Origin of the sequence: Paraburkholderia strydomiana (assembly GCF_031456815.1) — a bacterium.
GTDB classification, from domain to species: Bacteria; Pseudomonadota; Gammaproteobacteria; order Burkholderiales; family Burkholderiaceae; genus Paraburkholderia; species Paraburkholderia caledonica.
In genome coordinates this window covers 81249-99440 of sequence record NZ_JAVDVL010000015.1, presented here as the reverse complement: position 1 = coordinate 99440, position 18192 = coordinate 81249, and the positions used below count along the sequence as shown (strand labels likewise).

The 18192-nt window shown below is 60.9% G+C and carries 21 protein-coding genes and 1 tRNA gene; 5 read left to right on the top strand and 17 right to left on the bottom strand.

The window, feature by feature from the left end:
* Positions 1–3: 3 nt before the first annotated feature.
* The gene (locus J2W46_RS29490; protein ID WP_020070670.1) at positions 4–597 is read right to left on the bottom strand and encodes a nitroreductase family protein; all 594 of its coding nucleotides are present in this window, start codon (positions 595–597) and stop codon (positions 4–6) included.
* Between the two features lie 155 nt (positions 598–752).
* Positions 753–2036, bottom strand: coding sequence for an MFS transporter (locus J2W46_RS29485; RefSeq protein ID WP_310358633.1), 1284 nt, complete (start codon positions 2034–2036; stop codon positions 753–755).
* A gap of 151 nt (positions 2037–2187) precedes the next feature.
* Between J2W46_RS29485 and J2W46_RS29480 the strand changes: the two genes are divergently transcribed.
* Together J2W46_RS29480 and J2W46_RS29475 are read left to right on the top strand one after the other, a co-directional pair.
* Positions 2188–2856, top strand: coding sequence for a TetR/AcrR family transcriptional regulator (locus J2W46_RS29480; RefSeq protein ID WP_310358630.1), 669 nt, complete (start codon positions 2188–2190; stop codon positions 2854–2856).
* A gap of 200 nt (positions 2857–3056) precedes the next feature.
* The gene (locus J2W46_RS29475; protein WP_310358628.1) at positions 3057–3611 is read left to right on the top strand and encodes a DUF1415 domain-containing protein; all 555 of its coding nucleotides are present in this window, start codon (positions 3057–3059) and stop codon (positions 3609–3611) included.
* Position 3612: 1 nt separating this feature from the next.
* Here J2W46_RS29475 and J2W46_RS29470 read toward each other — a convergent pair whose 3' ends face one another.
* Positions 3613–4455 (bottom strand): class I SAM-dependent methyltransferase, encoded by an 843-nt coding sequence (locus tag J2W46_RS29470; RefSeq protein WP_310358625.1) that lies wholly within the window; start codon positions 4453–4455, stop codon positions 3613–3615.
* A 384-nt stretch (positions 4456–4839) separates the two neighbouring features.
* Here J2W46_RS29470 and J2W46_RS29465 point away from each other — a divergent pair, with 384 nt between their 5' ends.
* Positions 4840–5160 (top strand): type II toxin-antitoxin system HicA family toxin, encoded by a 321-nt coding sequence (locus tag J2W46_RS29465; protein WP_013589753.1) that lies wholly within the window; start codon positions 4840–4842, stop codon positions 5158–5160.
* A 117-nt stretch (positions 5161–5277) separates the two neighbouring features.
* Here J2W46_RS29465 and J2W46_RS29460 read toward each other — a convergent pair whose 3' ends face one another.
* Positions 5278–5487: a DUF1059 domain-containing protein gene (locus J2W46_RS29460; protein WP_020070665.1), complete on the bottom strand. Its 210-nt coding sequence runs from the start codon at positions 5485–5487 to the stop codon at positions 5278–5280.
* Between the two features lie 560 nt (positions 5488–6047).
* On the opposite strand from J2W46_RS29460, the gene J2W46_RS29455 reads away from it, so the two are divergent.
* The gene (locus tag J2W46_RS29455; RefSeq protein ID WP_310358620.1) at positions 6048–7343 is read left to right on the top strand and encodes a TIGR03862 family flavoprotein; all 1296 of its coding nucleotides are present in this window, start codon (positions 6048–6050) and stop codon (positions 7341–7343) included.
* 31 nt (positions 7344–7374) lie between these two features.
* Here J2W46_RS29455 and J2W46_RS29450 read toward each other — a convergent pair whose 3' ends face one another.
* The 8 genes from J2W46_RS29450 to J2W46_RS29415 form a co-directional block, all read right to left on the bottom strand.
* Positions 7375–8502 carry a class I SAM-dependent methyltransferase gene (locus tag J2W46_RS29450; protein ID WP_310358617.1) on the bottom strand — a complete coding sequence of 376 codons (1128 nt, stop codon included), beginning with the start codon at positions 8500–8502 and terminating at the stop codon, positions 7375–7377.
* Between the two features lie 370 nt (positions 8503–8872).
* Positions 8873–8948 (bottom strand) — tRNA-Thr (locus J2W46_RS29445).
* 19 nt (positions 8949–8967) lie between these two features.
* Positions 8968–9486: a ClpXP protease specificity-enhancing factor gene (locus tag J2W46_RS29440; protein ID WP_087751736.1), complete on the bottom strand. Its 519-nt coding sequence runs from the start codon at positions 9484–9486 to the stop codon at positions 8968–8970.
* Between the two features lie 70 nt (positions 9487–9556).
* Positions 9557–10168: a glutathione S-transferase N-terminal domain-containing protein gene (locus tag J2W46_RS29435; protein ID WP_006052302.1), complete on the bottom strand. Its 612-nt coding sequence runs from the start codon at positions 10166–10168 to the stop codon at positions 9557–9559.
* A 96-nt stretch (positions 10169–10264) separates the two neighbouring features.
* Positions 10265–11020 carry a cytochrome c1 gene (locus J2W46_RS29430; protein ID WP_310358614.1) on the bottom strand — a complete coding sequence of 252 codons (756 nt, stop codon included), beginning with the start codon at positions 11018–11020 and terminating at the stop codon, positions 10265–10267.
* Between the two features lie 23 nt (positions 11021–11043).
* On the bottom strand, positions 11044–12423 hold the full coding sequence (locus J2W46_RS29425) for a cytochrome b (RefSeq protein WP_310358611.1): 1380 nt from the start codon (positions 12421–12423) through the stop codon (positions 11044–11046).
* A complete protein-coding gene (petA, locus tag J2W46_RS29420) occupies positions 12423–13043 on the bottom strand; it encodes a ubiquinol-cytochrome c reductase iron-sulfur subunit (protein WP_020070659.1) in 621 nt (206 codons plus the stop codon). The genes J2W46_RS29425 and petA overlap by 1 nt, the downstream gene beginning before the upstream one ends.
* A 231-nt stretch (positions 13044–13274) precedes the next feature.
* Positions 13275–14021 (bottom strand): Nif3-like dinuclear metal center hexameric protein, encoded by a 747-nt coding sequence (locus J2W46_RS29415; RefSeq protein ID WP_020070658.1) that lies wholly within the window; start codon positions 14019–14021, stop codon positions 13275–13277.
* Between the two features lie 19 nt (positions 14022–14040).
* Here J2W46_RS29415 and J2W46_RS29410 point away from each other — a divergent pair, with 19 nt between their 5' ends.
* Positions 14041–15255, top strand: a complete 1215-nt coding sequence (locus J2W46_RS29410; protein ID WP_020070657.1) for a Do family serine endopeptidase — start codon at positions 14041–14043, stop codon at positions 15253–15255.
* 195 nt (positions 15256–15450) lie between these two features.
* On the opposite strand, the gene tatC is transcribed toward J2W46_RS29410, so the two are convergent.
* The 5 genes from tatC to J2W46_RS29385 all read right to left on the bottom strand — a co-directional run bounded on the left by tatC (position 15451) and on the right by J2W46_RS29385 (position 18097).
* On the bottom strand, positions 15451–16230 hold the full coding sequence (gene tatC, locus J2W46_RS29405; RefSeq protein WP_310358607.1) for a twin-arginine translocase subunit TatC: 780 nt from the start codon (positions 16228–16230) through the stop codon (positions 15451–15453).
* A 34-nt stretch (positions 16231–16264) separates the two neighbouring features.
* Positions 16265–16783 carry a Sec-independent protein translocase protein TatB gene (gene tatB, locus J2W46_RS29400; protein WP_310358603.1) on the bottom strand — a complete coding sequence of 173 codons (519 nt, stop codon included), beginning with the start codon at positions 16781–16783 and terminating at the stop codon, positions 16265–16267.
* A 39-nt stretch (positions 16784–16822) separates the two neighbouring features.
* Positions 16823–17059 carry a Sec-independent protein translocase subunit TatA gene (gene tatA / locus J2W46_RS29395; protein ID WP_020070654.1) on the bottom strand — a complete coding sequence of 79 codons (237 nt, stop codon included), beginning with the start codon at positions 17057–17059 and terminating at the stop codon, positions 16823–16825.
* A gap of 195 nt (positions 17060–17254) precedes the next feature.
* Positions 17255–17620, bottom strand: coding sequence for a histidine triad nucleotide-binding protein (locus J2W46_RS29390; RefSeq protein WP_310358601.1), 366 nt, complete (start codon positions 17618–17620; stop codon positions 17255–17257).
* Positions 17621–17701: 81 nt separating this feature from the next.
* Positions 17702–18097, bottom strand: coding sequence for a DUF4870 family protein (locus J2W46_RS29385; protein WP_020070652.1), 396 nt, complete (start codon positions 18095–18097; stop codon positions 17702–17704).
* Positions 18098–18192 lie beyond the last annotated feature (95 nt).

Here is an 18192-nt window from a genome sequence, read left to right as displayed (position 1 = left end):
CGCTCAGAACGCCTTCTTCCAGCCGCCGCCGTAGGCGATTTCCGCCAACGGCAGACGCTGCCGCACCGATTTTTCGCGTTCGCGCAAAACAGGATCGAGCTTCTCGACATCGCCGAAATGGCCCAACGAAATGAAGGCGATCGGTTCGACGTCGTTCGGCAGGTCAAACGCCTTGCGGAATGCGTTCGGGTCGAAGCCGCTCATCTGATGCGCGGCGAGGCCGAGCGCGTGCGCCTGCAACACCAGAGCCATGGCGGCCGCGCCTGCGTCGTATTGAGCACAGCGGTTCACCTCGCCCTTGCTCGTGCGCGTGAGTGTGGTAACGGCGATCAGCACGGGCGCGGGCGCGTTCCAGGCCTGGTTAAACGGCACGAGGGTGGCGAACGCCTGCTTGAACGCGACTTCGTCGACGCTGCGATCGAACACAAGGAAACGCCACGGTTGAGCGTTATACGACGAAGGTGCCCAGCGTGCCGCTTCCAGCACAGCGTGCAGATTCTCGCGGCTCACCGGCTCGCTTGAATACGCGCGCGGGCTCCAGCGACCGGCAATCAGCTCGTGAATGGCAACTGCGGAAGGGGCGGGTTTGTGGGCCATGCGCTTCTCTCGGTAGAAATTCATGATCGCGGGCGGCTGCCCGAAGGTCACATAGCATAACCGGGGTTCGGCGCGCGCGCTGCACGAAGCGAGCGGATAGATTTTCCGTAGCGTGGAAAGGCGCGGGCGCTGCCGCGTCTTTCCGTGTAACCGGTCTAGGCCGCCTGCGGCTGCGGCGCCTTGGCGGGACGATTGATGCGCAACACGATGACGGCGGCCACGAGGCACAGACCACCGGATATCATCGACGCCACGGTGTACGTACCGAGGCTCGCGCGCAGCATGCCCGCGCCGAGCGCCGCGAACGCCGCGCCGAGTTGATGCCCGGCGACGACCCAGCCAAACACCACGGGAGCCGCCTCCTTGCCGTAGACGTCAGTCGCGAGACGCACCGTCGGCGGGACGGTCGCAATCCAGTCGAGCCCGTAAAACACAGCGAAGAGCGGCAATCCGAAAAAATCGATGCCGAAAGCGTGCGGCAGATACATGAGCGACAAGCCGCGCAGTCCGTAGTACCAGAACAGCAGCACGCGGCTATTGAAGCGATCGGAGAGCCAGCCGGAGAGCGTCGTGCCGAACAGATCGAAGATGCCCATCGCGGCAAGCAGCGACGCGCCCTGCACTTCCGACATGCCGTAATCGCCGCACATCGCAATCAGGTGCGTGCCGACGTAGCCGTTCGTGCTCGCCCCGCAAATGAAAAAGCTGAAGAACAGCAGCCAGAAATCGCGTGTTTTGCTCGCCATGGCGAGTGTGCCGAAGGCGATCGCAAGCGGATTCTGTTTTGTCGCCGACGCGCTCACCGGTGCGTCGTGCGGCTCGCCATAAGGGCGCAGCGCGACGTCGGACGGCCGCTCCGGGAGCAGGAACGCAACCAGCGGCAGCATGACCGCCGCAACCGCCGCGACGACCCACACCACCTGGCGCCAGCCGTAGTGCTCGACGATCGCCGCGAGCATCGGCAGGAACACGAGTTGGCCGGTCGCGGAACTGGCGGTCAGAATCCCCATGACGAGTCCGCGATGCGTGGTGAACCAGCGTGTCACGACCGTCGCCGACAACGACAGCGCTGCCACGCCTGTCGAACCGCCAACCATCACGCCCCAGATGAGGATCATCTGCCAAGGGTGCGTCATGAGCGACGACAAAGCGACGCCCGCCGCCATGGTGCCGAGCGCAATGAGCAGCGTGGGGCGCACGCCGAAACGCTGCATCGCCGCCGCCGCGAACGGACCCATTAGCCCGTATAGGGCGATGTTCACCGAGATTGCCAGCGAAATGGTGCCGCGGCTCCAGCCAAACTGATGTTCGAGCGGAACCATCATCACGCTCGGTGTTGCGCGCGTGCCCGCCGCCGCCAGAAGCACCAGAAACACCACGGCCACGGTCAACCAGCCGTAGTGGAAACGCCTGCCTATCAGTCTCGCTGCCCAGTTCATCGGCTCTCCTGTCGGCGTCGTCAGACTCGCCGCGCCGTTCGCATTATTGCGGTTTCGGTAAGGGACTTGTGACAGATCAGTCACAATAGTGTTGCGATGTTAGTTACCGGTCGGTAACATGTCAAGGCGTCAATTGAATTCGGGAGCACCCATGTCTGACAACGAAAGCTCCAAGCGAGGCTCTACAGCGGGAAATCCGGCTTCGTCCCGCTCGCGACGAGCACGCGGTGGCCACACAACTGGGCCGGAGGCGCAACAGCATCTGCTCCGCGCGGCGGATGAACTGTTTTACCGTGAAGGCGTGCGCTCGGTCGGCGTCGATGCGGTCGTCGAGCGCGCCGGCGTGAACAAGATGAGTCTGTACCGCCAGTTCTCGTCGAAAGACGATTTGGTGATGGCATATTTGGAGCGCAAAGACGCTCGGTTCTTCGGCTACGTCGAGACGAGCTTCGCGAAACACTCCGGAGACCCCGCAAAGCAGCTGCAGCAATATTTCGACGATCTCGCCGCACGGGCGTCGGCGGAAGGCTATCGCGGCTGTCCGTTCGTGAACGTCGCGGTGGAGTTCCCCGATACCGTGCATCCGGCACGGCAATTCGTGTTCAGGAACAAGGAGCGTCTGCTGGCACGCCTGACGGAGTTAGCAATCGCCGCAGGCGCCGACGATCCTGAGATGCTCGCCAGCTCCCTGGCTTTGCTGATCGAGGGCGTGTATGCGGCGAGTCAGACCTACCGTGCTGGATCGAGTCCGGTGCTCGCCGCGCCGAAAGCCGCCGCGCAGCTTATCGCCGCGGCGTGTGGCGGGAAAACGGGGCGTTAGTCGGCCGCGGGTTGGTTCGGCTGGTGTATAGCTCGGGTGTGGCCTGGCTTCGGCTGCTTCGGGGCTTCGTTCTGCCGTTTCGTTCTGCCGTTTGCTCTCCCGCTTCGTTCCGCAGCGTTGCCCGAGGCAGTCGCGCACTGGCGTGGCGCACGCACCGTTAAAATGGCTCTTTGCCGTCTTTTCCCTTTTCGCAGCCTGCCATGACGTTGTCCTCCGAATCGCACGACGCTGTCGTTGCCGCCACCCGTCACTGGCTGACGGAAGCCGTAATCGGGCTCAATCTGTGTCCGTTCGCAAAGGCCGTCCATGTGAAGGGACAAATCCGCTACGCGGTTAGCGCCGCGACCGGTCTGGAAGGTGTGCTAGCCGACCTCGAAACCGAACTCAACGGTCTCGCCGCCAGCGACCCCGCCGCGGTGGATACCACGCTGTTGATCGTGCCTCAGGCGCTAGAAGATTTTCTGCAATATAACGACGCACTGTTTTTCGCAGAAAGAATGCTCAAGCAGCTTCGCCTGACTGGCATTATCCAGATTGCCAGCTTTCACCCGTCTTATCAGTTTGAAGGCACCGAACCGGACGATATCGAGAATTACACCAACCGCGCGCCCTATCCGATTTTTCATCTACTCAGAGAAGATAGTATTGAACGCGCGGTTGAGGCGTTTCCCGATCCGGAAGCCATTTATGAGCGCAATCAGGAAACGCTTCGCCGAATAGGGCTCGTCGGCTGGAATAAATTAATGAAAACGTGATTCAAGCAGGAACGAAGAATCTCTCTTTAAGTTCCTCGATACCGAGCGTCTGCATGACCTCGTTGAGCCGCTCCGCCGGGCGCCGCCGCGGCAGGTCCTTGAATTGGGCGATGATCAGCTCGTTTTTCATCGAATGTTCCCATCCGACCAGTTCGGTTACGCTGACCTGATAACCGTGCGCTTCCAACTGAAGACAGCGCAGCACATTCGTAATCTGGCTGCCGAATTCCCGCGTATGTAACGGATGCCGCCAGATTTCCGTCAACGCATTGGCGAGCGATTTACTTTTATTCTGACGCAAAACGCCCGCCACCTCAGCCTGGCAGCACGGCACGACCACGATATGTTTTGCGTTCTTTTCGAGGGCGAATCGAATCGCGTCGTCCGTTGCGGTATTGCAGGCATGCAGTGCCGTAACGATATCGATGCGCGACGGCAAACGGTCGGACGTAATAGATTCCGCTACCGATAAATTTACGAACGACATACCCTTGAAGCCGAGGCGCGCCGCCAGCTCCTCCGACCGCGCAACGAGCTCCTGGCGCGTTTCGATGCCGTAAATGTGCGACGCCCCACCTGCGGCATCCTGAAATTCCTTGAAGAACAGGTCATACAGGATAAAACCTAGATATGACTTGCCCGCGCCGTGATCGACAAGGGTGATTGCCCCCTGCTGGTCCTTCAGGTCCTTGAGGAGCGGCTCGATGAACTGGAACAGATGGTAGACCTGCTTGAGCTTGCGGCGGCTGTCCTGGTTCATCTTGCCGTCGCGCGTCAGGATGTGAAGCTCCTTGAGCAATTCGATGGACTGGTTCGGTCGGATTTCGTGGGTTTTGCTGGACATCGTGGGGGACCGGCGTCAATTGCGACGCGAACGTGCGTCAGGTGACGGAAAAAGGAAGAAGTTGCTGCCAGTTTACCCAAACCGCGGCCCGCTCACCGAAGAGCCGCGGAAAACCTGCAGGAAGTGCAGCAATCTTGGAACACTTCCTGCTAACAAAGGCACGACGCGGGACATTTACGCACGGCGCAGAAACCGATTCGCGCCGCCCGAGTCCCAAGAACGTAAGCCGTGGTGCCTATAACAATAAGCTGTCGGTCGTGGTAACGGACACACGATCTTATGCAAGTGGGGAGGGCGGCCCAGTGACATGGGCCGAACGTTACGTCACCGGCAGCGCGCCGCGATCTCAACTGAACGTGCGCCCGGATAATAGAAGAGGCAGCAATGGATACGGTACCCAACGGAAACGTCGAACAGAAGTTCCAGGAAATGATGGCGAAGCTCACCGCCATGCCCGCCTGGTCGGAAAAGCAGCAGCTTGAACTCGAGATGGCCCGCGACATCTCCACCGAAATGCTGCGTCTGGCAGAAGTCATGCGGGACGGGAGCGTCGACATGGAAACGTGTCTGACATTGCTCAAATACGCGAAAGTGCTCGACTTCGTGATGACGACGCTGGCTTCACGGCGCGATATCAAACCGCAAACGTTGCGGGTCATCTTCAAGCTTGCGGGCCTCAAGGTAGACGAGGCTTATCCGAGCTGAGGTCCGGCGAGGAATCGCGGACATATCGAACCCACACGGCGACTCGCGCGAACGGCCATTTGCCGCTCGCCTCCCCTGCGAGTCACCGCGGTGGCTGCTTCTTCCAGAACACTCGATTCATGCGCGCGGCGCTTCCACCGGCGGCGTGCCTTCGTGGAAGAGCGACTTCAATTGCTGGCGCAGTTCGGGCGAGTCGTCGTGTTTGTGCACGCTGACGGCATGTTGCACGGCTGCGTTGAGCAGCTCGTCTTCGTTATCGGCCGACAGGGCGACCGTGCAGTTCGTTTCGCTCGGGAACTCGCGGCAGTCGATGTATTTGCGGGTCATGGCAGTCTCCTTGATCGATATGTATGACCATCCACGCTGGCACAAGGCTCAAACCGAAGCGCACCGCTCCCGATGCCACGGCACGCGGCGCCCGGACAGCGCGGTCGCTTGTACTGACGCGGGAATGACGCGGGGAATGACACGAACGCGCCCAATGGAAGGTGTCCAAAAATTATAGTTTGCGATGCTGAATAACAAAGCCGTGGAGCGGACAAGCCGTGGGACCAGGCGCGCCTGAATGTAGCGTTCTGACGCCCGGTTGGCGACAGGTGCGTTTGCTCCGCGCTGGATGCGGTGTGAAAATAGCGGGCCTTGTGGGGTGTTGGGGGTTGAGCGCTTTTTTCGGGCTGCTGGCCTTTGGACGCTTGGACGCGGAGGGCGCATCTGGCGCATCCTCCGCGCTCTCGCGCCTTCATCATGCTCGACGCTCCGCTGAGCGTCCGCGATCGCCAGCGTTCCAGCGCCTCACACTGCCGCGGTAGCCGTTTTTCACACCCTTCGCGCCGTCCACGCATTAGTGCTGCCGGCGCGCCGCCTCTTTTGCTCATCTGCAGGCCCGCATGTCATCTTCGTTCGATTCCGCCCGGGTCGCCGTCATCGGCGGCGGACCCGCTGGCCTGATGGCCGCCGAGGCGCTTTCCCTGCAAGGCGTACAGGTCGACGTCTATGACGCGATGCCCTCGGTGGGCCGCAAATTCCTGATGGCCGGCAAAGGCGGCATGAACATCACGCATTCGGAGCCGCTCGAGCCGTTTCTCGATCGCTACGGCACGCGTCGCGAATGGATTGCGCCGCTGCTGCAGACGTTCGGACCCGACGCGTTGCGCGCCTGGCTGCGAGAGCTTGGGGTCGAGACGTTCGTCGGCAGTTCAGGACGGGTTTTTCCCACCGACATGAAAGCGGCGCCCATGCTGCGCGCCTGGCTGCATCGATTGAGGGATGCGGGCGTGCGCTTCCACATGCGGCAAAAATGGATCGGCTGGCAGATCGGGGACGAGACCACCGCCGACGCGTCCGCGACGGCGCACTCCGCGCATACCCTTGTATTCGCCACGCCCGACGGAGAGCAGCCCGTGACCTACGACGCCGTCGTATTGGCACTCGGTGGCGCAAGTTGGCCTCGCCTCGGATCGGATGCCGCCTGGGTTCCGTTGCTCACCTCCCGCGACGTGCCCGTACGTCCACTGCAACCCGCGAACTGCGGCTTCGACGCGGACTGGAGCCCTTACCTGCGCGAGCGTTTCGCCGGTCAGCCGGTGAAGTCCATCGCCATTTCACTCACCGATGTAGACGGAAAAGTCCACAATCGACAAGGTGAAATACTTTTGACGGAAACGGGCCTCGAAGGGAGCCTGATCTATGCGCTCTCCGCCGCGATTCGCGAGCGAATTCGTGCTGACGGCGAGTTCACCATTACCCTGGATCTGGTGCCCGGCTTGCCTTTGGAGCGCGTGATAGCAGAAGTCACGAGGCCGCGCGGCTCGCGGTCGATATCGAGCCATCTGCAGGGAAGAGTTGGGATTAGCGGTGTCAAACTGGCATTGCTGCACGAGATCCTGCCGAAAGACGTGTTCGCGGATGCCCCGCGTCTCGCGCACGCTATCAAGGCGCTCCCGGTGAAACTTCTGCGCGCCCGGCCGATCGCAGAAGCGATCAGCAGCGCCGGGGGCATTCCGTTCGAAGCACTGGACCATCATCTGATGATCCAGCATTTGCCCGGTGTTTTTTGCGCGGGCGAAATGCTGGATTGGGAAGCGCCGACAGGCGGTTATCTGCTGACTGCGTGCTTTGCGAGCGGTCTCGTCGCTGGCGGCGGTGCCGCGGCGTTCGTAGGGGCGCGCGGCGCGTTGCAGTAAAGTGGGCGCCGCGTCAGAACCCAAACTCGCTTCAGGCGCGCGCCTTCAACCGCCACAGCGACGTCACTTCGGCGACCCGCGCTGCATGCAACGGGTCCGTCTCGTCGGCGGATTTGGGATGCCTCGGACGAATATCCTCGCGCCCGATCACAGTTAAGCCGGCCTCGTCGATCGCGGCAAGCAACCACTCGCGGGTGCGCAAACCCAGATGCTCCGCGAAGTCGGACAAAATGAGCCAGCCTTCGCCGCCCGGCGACAAATGCTCGGCGAGGCCGTTGAGAAAGCCCAGCAGCATTCGGCTTTCCGGATCGTAGACCGCGTATTCGATCGGCGATGCGGGCCGCGCCGGCACCCACGGTGGGTTGCAAACAACCAGCGGCGCGCGTCCTTCAGGGAACAGGTCGGCTTGAATGACCTCGACCTGCTGTTCGTAGCCGAGGCGCGCAATGTTCTCCCGCGCGCAGGCAAGCGCGCGTGGGTCCTGGTCGGTGGCAACGATCTTCTTCACGCCGCGCTTTGCCAGCAACGCCGACAGCACGCCGGTGCCGGTGCCGATATCGAACGCCTTGTTCAACGAAGGCAACGCAGTCCGCGCAACGAGATCGACGTATTCACCGCGCACCGGCGAAAACACGCCGTAATAAGGATGAATGCGATCGCCGAGCGCGGGAATCTCGACGCCCTTTTTGCGCCACTCGTGCGCGCCGATCAGTCCGAGCAGTTCGCGCAACGACACGACTGACGCCTCATCGGTCGGCGGTCCATAGGTCTCGATGCACGCCTGTTGCACGTCGGGCGCGCGGCGCAGCGGAATCCCATATGACGCGTCAAGCGGTATCAGGATCATGCCGAGCGTGCGCGCACGTTGCGACTGCGTCTGCCGGTGCAGGTTGAACGCCTCGAGCGGCGTCGCGCCCTGCTTGCGCGGCTTGCGTTCCAGACGTCGCGTCACCGCCTGCAACAGTTGCCGCGCGTTCTGGAAATCCCCGTTCCACAGAAGCGCCGTGCCTTCGCACGCAAGCCGGTAGGCGGAGTCGGCGGTGGTCCGGTCGTCGGCGACGATTACGCGTTTGGGCGGAGGCACCGCCGCTTCGGAGCGCCAACGCGCGGTGCGGGGGCCGTCGGCTTCGGGCCAGGTGATGCTTGCAGGGCTGGTCATGATGAGGTGGGTCGTGTTGCGGGAGCGACGCGGTGAGACGTGGCCTGGTTGGACGGCGCGATATGCGCCGGGGTGCGCGGGCGGCGTGCATGAAGCGAACAGCAGTGCCCGCCCGACCCGAATAGTAACCCCTGCCGCCTCGCCTCACGGCATCGTATTCATCGCGCTACTCGCCACGAATGTAGACGATTTTGTCCACGATCGACAAGGTGAAAGAGATATGGCGATTTTGAGCATCAAAAGACGCTCACCGATCGGCGAAAAACGGCGATGGCCGCGTGCGGGCCTTCCTAGCGGCCGACCAGATGCCCAATGAGCGCCAAATAAAAAACGGGGTTTCTGACTGAACAGAAACCCCGTTTCGTACTACTGGTGCCGGCTGCAGGACTCGAACCCGCCACCTCATGATTACAAGTCAAGCGCTCTACCTGATGAGCTAAGCCGGCATGAGGCCGTGATTCTACTTCATTTTACGATCTTGAGGCGAGCCCTACCGCCACCTTTTGAACCGTCGTCGTCGGGCTGGTCGCCCTCCGGCGTCTGATCAGCTTTGGCGGCGCTGTCAGTTGCGGACGGACTTTCGACCGCACGAGGCGCACTGGGCGCAACCGGCGCGGCGGCCGGCTCGACTGTTTCGGCGTCGGCGCCCGAATCCTGCGCTTCGCCTCCGGTCGACTCGACCGGAAAAGCCATGCCCTGCCCGTTTTCGCGCGCGTATATCGCGAGGATATTGGCGACCGGCACTTCGATCTTGTGCGACTTGCCGGAGAACCGCGCGCTAAATTCGACCCACTCGTTGCCCATTTGCAGCTGGCTCGTAGCCTCGAAGCTGATGTTCAACACAATCTCGTTGTCGCGCACGAATTGCCGCGGCACGCGCGTCTGATTGTCGACGCGCACTGCGATATGCGGCGTGTAGCCGTTATCCGTGCACCATTCGTACAGCGCTCGCAGCAGGTACGGCTTGGTGGAAATCTCTTGCATCAGCAGTCCTCTTACCGGGCGCGGAGCTGCGCGCGAGACGCCGCGCGCAGCCCGCAACCCAAAGCCAAACTCAACGACGCATCACCTTTTCCGACGGCGTCAGCGCCTCGATATAAGCCGGACGGCTGAAAATGCGCTCGGCGTACTTCATCAGCGGTGCCGCATTCTTCGACAGTTCGATGCCGTAGTGATCGAGACGCCACAGGAGCGGCGCGATCGCGACGTCGAGCATCGAGAACTCTTCGCCGAGCATGTACTTGTTCTTCAGGAAGATCGGCGCGAGTTGCGTCAGGCGGTCGCGGATGGCGAGGCGCGCTTTCTCGTGGTTCTTCTCCGCGGCCTTGCCCTTTTCGTTCTCGAGCGTGCCGACGTGGACGAACAGTTCCTTCTCGAAGTTCAGCAGGAACAGACGGGCACGCGCGCGTTGAACCGGGTCGGCCGGCATCAGTTGCGGATGCGGAAAGCGCTCGTCGATGTATTCGTTGATGATGTTCGATTCGTACAGAATCAGGTCCCGTTCGACGAGAATAGGCACCTGACCATACGGATTCATCACGGCGATGTCTTCCGGCTTGTTAAACAGGTCGACGTCGCGGATCTCGAAGTCCATGCCCTTTTCGAACAACACCAGCCGGCAACGCTGGGAGAACGGGCAAGTTGTGCCGGAATACAGAACCATCATGATTTACGTTTCCTCAAAAAGCTGAAGGGCCAGCGCGCGGAAAAACCGTTCAACAGGTTTTTCCTGGCGCCGGCCCCACGCCGTGTAGCGGCGTGATTATTTGATATGTTTCCAGTACGCGGCGTTCAGTCGCCAGGCGAAAAAGCTCAGAATACCGAGGAACATCAGCACCCACACGCCAAGCTGTTTGCGGGTTTTCTGAGTCGGCTCGGACATCCAGGACAGATACGACACAAGGTCGGCCACAGCAGAATCATAATCTACCGGCGACATCGTCCCCGGAGTGACCTGCTGGAAGCCCACAAATTTGTGCACCGTTTCGCCCGTTTTTTCGTCGACTTCTTCACCGAACTTCGCGGTACGTTGCCCCTGAAGCTGCCACAACACGTGAGGCATGCTCACGTTTTCATACACCAGATTATTCCAGCCAGTCGGCCGCGTATTGTCGCGATAAAAGCTGCGCAGATACGTGTAGAGCCAGTCCTTGCCGCGCGCCCGCGCTTCCACCGACAAATCCGGCGGACTTGCGCCGAACCACGCCTTCGCGTCGTCCGGGCGCATTGCCACGGTCATCGTGTTGCCGACCTTGTCGGTAGTGAACAGCAGGTTCGACTGAATCTCGGCTGGCGCAATGCCAAGATCGGTCAGCCGGTTATAGCGCACCAGATTCGCGCTGTGGCAATTCAGGCAGTAGTTTACAAACAATTGCGCGCCGTGCTGCAAAGAAGCGAAATTGTCCGCGTTATCCGGCGCGCGGTCGAGATGAACATTCTCGTCCGCATACGCCGAGCCGCTCAGCACCGCGAGCAGTGTCGCGCCGATCAGCGCGCACGTCGAAAGCAGTTTCTTCATCTTCGTGTTCTCCTCGCTCGCCATTAGTGGGACTTGAACCGCACACGCTCGGGCGGTTGCTTGAACGTGCCAAGCCTCGTCCAGAACGGCATGCCGAGGAAAAACGCGAAGTAGATCAGCGCGCACACCTGCGCAATCAACGTGGCGGCCGGCGACGGCGGTTTAGTGCCGAGGAAGCCCAACGTCAGGAAAGCGAGCACGAAGATCCCGTAAAACACCTTGTGGAAGAACGGCCGGTACCGAATCGACTTGACCGGCGAGCGGTCCAGCCACGGCAGGAAAAAGAGCGAAATCACCGCGCCGCCCATCACCACCACGCCCCAGAACTTCGACTCGGTGAAGGCCATTGCCAGAATCACGAGTACCGCGAGCACCGGCAAACCCAGTTTCCACTTGCCGCGGGCGCGCACCAGCGCGAGCAGGCCGAGCAACGCGATCACGACCATCAGCACGATCTTGAACGGATCGGTCGTGGCGCGCAGCATCGCGTAAAAGGCCGTGAAGTACCACACCGGCGCGATTTCCTGAGGTGTTTGCAGCGGATTCGCCGGGACGAAGTTGTTGGCCTCGAGGAAGTACCCGCCCATTTCCGGTGCGAAGAAAATAATCGCCGCGAAAATCATCAGGAAGATCGACACGCCGAAGAAATCGTGCACCGAGTAGTACGGATGGAAAGGGATGCCGTCGAGCGGAATGCCGTCCGGGTCTTTCTTCGCCTTGATCTCGATGCCGTCCGGATTGTTGGACCCGACTTCATGCAGCGCGACCAGGTGCGCGACGACGAGCCCAAGCAACACCAGCGGGATCGCGATCACGTGGAACGCGAAAAAGCGGTTCAGCGTGACGTCCGACACCACGTAGTCGCCGCGAATCCACAGCGACAGGTCCGGCCCGATGAACGGAATCGCCGAGAACAGGTTCACGATGACCTGCGCGCCCCAGAACGACATCTGGCCCCACGGGAGCAGGTAACCGAAGAACGCTTCGGCCATCAGGCACAGGAAGATCGCGCAGCCGAAAATCCACACGAGTTCGCGCGGCTTGCGGTATGAACCGTACATGAGGCCGCGGAACATATGCAGATACACGACGACGAAGAACATCGACGCGCCCGTGGAGTGCATGTAGCGGATCAGCCAGCCCCACGGCACTTCGCGCATGATGTACTCGACCGACGCGAACGCGAGCGTCGCGTCGGGCTTGTAGTTCATCGTGAGGAAAATGCCGGTGACGATCTGATTGACCAGCACCAGCAGCGCGAGCGAGCCGAAGAAGTACCAGAAGTTGAAATTCTTCGGTGCGTAGTATTCGGAGACGTGCTTTTTCCAGGTGGACGTCAGGGGGAAGCGCCGGTCGATCCAACCGACCAGCCCGGTCTTCTCTACTTCATGTTCGATCGCCATTACGCTTCTCCTTTCTCGTCCTTGCCGATCACGAGCCCGTTGGCTCCCGTGAACATGTAAGGCGGGATGTCGAGGTTCTGCGGCGCAGGTTTGTTCTTGAAGACGCGGCCGGCCATGTCATAGGTCGAACCGTGGCACGGGCACAGGAAGCCGCCTGGCCAGTCGTCAGGAAGATTGGGCTGCGCGCCCTCCATGAAGCGCGGCGTCGGCGTGCAGCCCAGATGGGTGCACACGGCAACGGCGACAAATATGTTCTTGCGGTCGGTGCGTGCACGGAATTCGTTGTTGCAGTACTCCGGCAACGGCATCGAAAAGACATTCTTGCTGTGGGGATCGGCTACTTCGTTATCGGCTTTCTGGACATCGGCAAGCATCTTGTCGGTGCGGTTGATGATCCACACCGGCTTGCCGCGCCATGCAACGGTCATCATGTCGCCGGGCTTCAGATTGCTGATGTCCACTTCGACCGGGGCACCTGCTGCCTTGGCCTTTTCAGATGGTGCAAACGAACTAACAAAGGGTACGACAGTGGCAACGCCTCCTATGCCACCTGCTACGGTCGTCGCTATCAGCCAGGTACGGCGGCTGCCGTCGACGCGTTCATCTTCCTTGTCTCGCATCACACGCCCCACTTCTGAGTTGGATTTTTCCTTCACGTCGCTTCTACCGCCGCTAGTTTGCTCGAATGGAGTCGCCATTTACAAGGGCCGATTGCCAAAAACCGTGCGAAGCCCTTGATAGGTAAGGGTTTCTCCGTACGGATCGCAAACTTTTTCGCACCTCCTTTTAAGTGTCCCCTCCGTTATTCGTGCCTTTTGCTTAGCTAATGCCTATTTGCTAATTCAAACGAATCAAACCGGATTAGGGATATCGATAAAGAGGTGTTCGATATCGAACTGCTCGGACAAGTGCTTGCCCACCGCCTGCACCCCGAAGCGTTCTGTCGCATGATGCCCGGCCGCGAGAAACGCGACGCCGCTTTCCGCCGACGTGTGCATGACCGACTCCGACACCTCGCCGGTCAGATAAACGTCGGCGCCGGCGTTGATCGCCGCGTCGAACATGCCTTGCGCAGCGCCCGTGCACCACGCGACGCGGCGCAGACTGCGATCCGGGTCGCCGAACACGAGCGGCGTGCGGCCAAGCGTCTGTTCGATCTCGGCAGTGAAGTGCGCGAGCGTGATCGGCATTGCGAAAGTGGCGAGCCAGCCGAGGTCGTTCTCGCCGAAGCGCGCGTCGCTGATCCAGCCCATCTTCGCGCCTATCTGCGCGTTGTTGCCGAGTTCGGGATGGTCGTCGAGCGGCAAGTGATACGCGAACATGTTCAGGTCGTTCGCGAGCAGCAGTTTCAGGCGCGCGTATTTGCGGCCGGTGATCTGCGGCGCCTCGTTGCGCCAGAAATAGCCGTGATGGACGAGCACGGCGTCCGCGCCCCAGTCCAGCGCGGCCTCGAGAAACGCCACCGAGGCGGTCACGCCCGTTGCGAGCTTGTTGATCTTGCGACGCCCTTCGACTTGCAGGCCATTGGGGCAATAGTCCTTGAAGCGCGCGGTTTCAAGGAGATTGTTCAAGTACAATTCAAGTTCGATCCGATCCATATAAACCTCTAGTCTTCAGATGCTTAGACGCTTTTGGCTGTTCTTTGCCCAAGCGGTGACTGTGCTGTTGGCGCTGATGTTCATCATCGCGACCCTCAAACCGCAGTGGCTCCAGCGTCAAGGGCAATTCGGCAAGCAACTTGCCGAACCGATCGTCGCCTTGCGAGAAGTGGCGCCTGGCATGGGTAGCGGGCCCGCAACTACGTCTTATGCAGACGCCGCTCAAAAGGCCATGCCTGCGGTCGTGAATGTCTTTTCCAGCAAAGATGGCTCGCTGCCGCCGGATCCGCGCGCGAAAGATCCGCTGTTCCGCTACTTCTTCGGCGACAAGAACAATCGCAAGCAGCGCGAGCAACCGGCCGCGAACCTCGGCTCCGGCGTGATAGTGAGTTCGGAAGGTTACATTCTAACGAACCAGCACGTGGTCGACGGCGCCGATCAGATCGAAATCGCGTTGGCCGACGGCCGCACCACGAATGCCAAGGTAATCGGCATCGATCCTGAAACGGATCTGGCCGTGCTGAAGGTCAACATGACCAACCTGCCCACCATCACCTTGGGTCGCATGGAACAGACCCGTGTCGGCGACGTCGTGCTCGCGATCGGTAATCCGTTTGGCGTCGGGCAGACGGTCACCATGGGCATTGTCAGCGCGCTCGGTCGCAACCATCTCGGCATCAATACGTTCGAAAACTTCATTCAGACCGACGCGGCGATCAATCCCGGCAACTCGGGCGGCGCACTGGTCGACGTGAACGGCAATCTGCTCGGCATCAACACCGCGATCTATTCGCGCTCCGGCGGTTCGCTCGGCATTGGCTTCGCGATTCCGGTGTCTACGGCCCGCAGCGTGCTGGAGAGCATCATTACCACGGGTTCGGTTACGCGCGGCTGGATCGGCGTCGAACCGCAAGATGTCACACCGGAGATTGCCGAGTCGTTCGGGCTTGAGCAGAAGTCGGGCGCGATCGTCGCAGGCGTGTTGAAGAACGGTCCGGCCGACCGCGCCGGTATCAAGCCAGGCGACATTCTGATGAGCGTGAACGGTCAGGAAATCACCGACACGACCCGCTTGCTGAATGTGATCGCGCAGATCAAGCCGGGCACGGCCGCGAAGGTGCACCTGGTGCGCAAGAACCGCGAGCTGGATCTGGACGTGACCATCGGCAAGCGCCCGCCGCCGCCGAAACAACCCGTCGAAGACAGCGATCAGCAGGACGACGACGGCGGTTGAGTCTGCCGGTGCCAAAGTCCATTCGGGCTTGAGGCAGAACGCGGAACACAAAAAAGGGCAGCCCATGACGGACTGCCCTTTTGTTTTAGCCGCGCTGCGTAATTGCTGCCGCGGTCTTACCGCAAGATCGACACGGAGTCACCCCAAGCCTGTCACCGATCGGCAGAGCCACGGCAACACCGTAGCGGGCTCACTTCAAGCCGGCGGCGTCGCGTCTTCGACAACTGAGGGTTGCTTGCCGACGATCAACCGCGCGGCGATGATCCCCGCCTCATACAGCACGATCAGCGGAATGGCGAGAATAAGCTGGGAGAACACGTCTGGCGGCGTGACCACCGCCGAAATCACGAACGCGCCGACGATCACGTACGGCCGGATCTCCTTGAGCTTCTTCAGCGTCACTACGTTCATGCGCACCAGCAGCACGACGACGATCGGTACTTCGAACGTCACGCCAAACGCGATGAACATGGTGAGCACGAAGCTCAGGTAATTGTCGATATCGGTCGTCATCTCCGCGCCCAATGGCGCGTTGTAATGGGCCATTACGCGAAAGATGGTCGGGAAGACCACGAAGTACGCGAACGCCATGCCGCACAGAAAGAGCGTATAGCTGCTGCCGACCAGCGGCCCAACCAGCTTCTTTTCATGCTGATAAAGACCCGGCGCGACAAACGCCCAGATCTGATAAAGCACGATGGGCAGCGCGATCACGAAAGCCACCAGCATGGTCACTTTCATCGGCACGAAGAAGGAGCCGGTGACGTCGGTGACAATCATCTTGCCGTCTTTGGGCAGGTTCTGCATCAGCGGGCGCGCCAGCAGCCGGAAGATATCCGGCGCCCAGTACACCAGGCCGACAAACACCACGATGACGGCAAGGCCCGCGCGGATAATGCGGTCGCGCAATTCAACGAGGTGAGAAATGAAGGTCTCTTCAGCGCCTTCGTCCTGACTTTTCTGGGGGTCGCTCACACCGGCCCTCTGTTAGAGATTGTCGTTCTGGTCATCAGAAAAACCGCGTCGGACGACGCATGCTGGCAGGCTTGTGCCGCGCGACGCGCGCCGCGCCCGACTGCACGCGCGTGCGGCGCGTGGTTGCGCGCTTGTACCAGGTTGGCATTGCGGTTTGCTTGACGCGCCAGTTCTTGCGCTTGGCTGCCCCGGCTGGCGCGCTGCCTTGCCACGGAGTATTGCCGGCGTCTTCGACCGCACCGCCGGCAATGCTCGGCGACACCGACGTGCCGCTGTTCCACGCGTCGTTCAGTTCCGTCTCGTGCTTGCGCAGGTTCTCCTGCACGGAGGTCTGGACATTGCTCGCCGCCGTCTCGAACTCGGTTTTCATGCGACGCAATTCGTCGAGTTCGATTTCCCGCGTGACTTCCGACTTGACGTCGTTGATATACCGCTGAGCGCGACCGAACAGCGCGCCGGCCGTGCGGGCGACGCGCGGCAAGCGCTCAGGGCCGAGCACGACTAGCGCGACGACGCCAATCAGCGCCATCTTGGTTAGACCGAGGTCCAGCATGGAGGGAAATGTCCGTCAGTAACGCGGTTGGCCCGCGGCTTAGCGGTAATCGCCCGAACGCGGGGCCTTTTCCTTTGCTTCCACATCGACGGCGCCGTTGCGCGGCAGTTCACGCTGTTGCGTCTCAGCCGGCGTTTCGCCTTCCTTCATGCCTTCCTTGAAGCCTTTTACAGCGCCACCGAGGTCGCCGCCGATATTGCGCAACTTCTTCGTGCCGAACACGAGTGCCACGATCAGCAACACGATCAACCAATGCCAAATACTCAACGAACCCATGACTACTCTCCTTAACCCCGACGCCGCACGTGATGCGGCAAAAATCGTCTGCCTTGCGGCGTGAATCGAAGCAGATGCGCTTCTTCTACGTTACAGCGGCACAGTGCACATTGTGGCCATGCGATCGCGTCGCCGAAATTACAACGCAGCAAAAACAACGCCGACCCCGACGGGCCGCTCGCCCGATCTTCGCGATCAGCCCATGCGCTGCCACGGACGCGGCCCCGCCAGGATGTGCGCATGCAGGTGATAAACCTCTTGCCCACCGCCCGGCCCCGTGTTGATGACCGTGCGGAAGCCCGTTTCACCACCTGTGTATGCCACGCCCAACTGATCGGCAAGACGCGCCGTCAAAACAAGCATTCTACCAAGCAGCGGCGCATCGCTCTCGGTGCAGTCACTGAGGGTGGCAATGTGCTTGCGCGGGATCACCAGCACATGGGTCTCGGCCGCCGGACGGATGTCGCGGAAGGCGACGAAATCGTCGTCTTCGTGGACTTTGGTCGACGGAATCTCGCCGGCGGCGATCTTGCAAAAGAGACAGTTCGGGTCGTGGCTCATCGTATTCCTAACGCGGCAATGCCAAGCATGACTGGACGCGGTCCTTCGCGGCTCCGCGATCGCCCTTAACGTCGGACGAATTCAGAACCACGAACGCGGATTCGCGAGTGGCTTGTTATCGTACAGATACAGCCACCCTTTGATAATACGGTACAACATCCAGATGCTCACCGCCCACAGCACCGCAACACCGATCACCACGAACAGCAGCAGCCCGCCTATCGCATAGCCCAGCAGGCCGATCCAGAACGTGCGGATTTGCCACTCGAAGTGCGCTTCATACGGCGTGCCCGCGGCGTCGCTCCGCTTCACATAGTTGATGATGATCGCGACGAGGATGGTCAGCCCGCCCGTCAGCCAATGCACCGCATACAGCGCGTACAGCACATGCGTTAGCGTGCGCAGGCTGCGTTCCCGCTCCGGCTCGATCGCGTGGCGATACGCCGGCCGCGGATAACTCTCATGCGACTGTTCCATGCTTGCGTCCTCCCGAGGATGCGTTTGCGATGCGTTCAGTGCAATGTGGGCTCCGGCGCGCGCCACTTCAAGACAGTACGGGAAAACATCGGCGA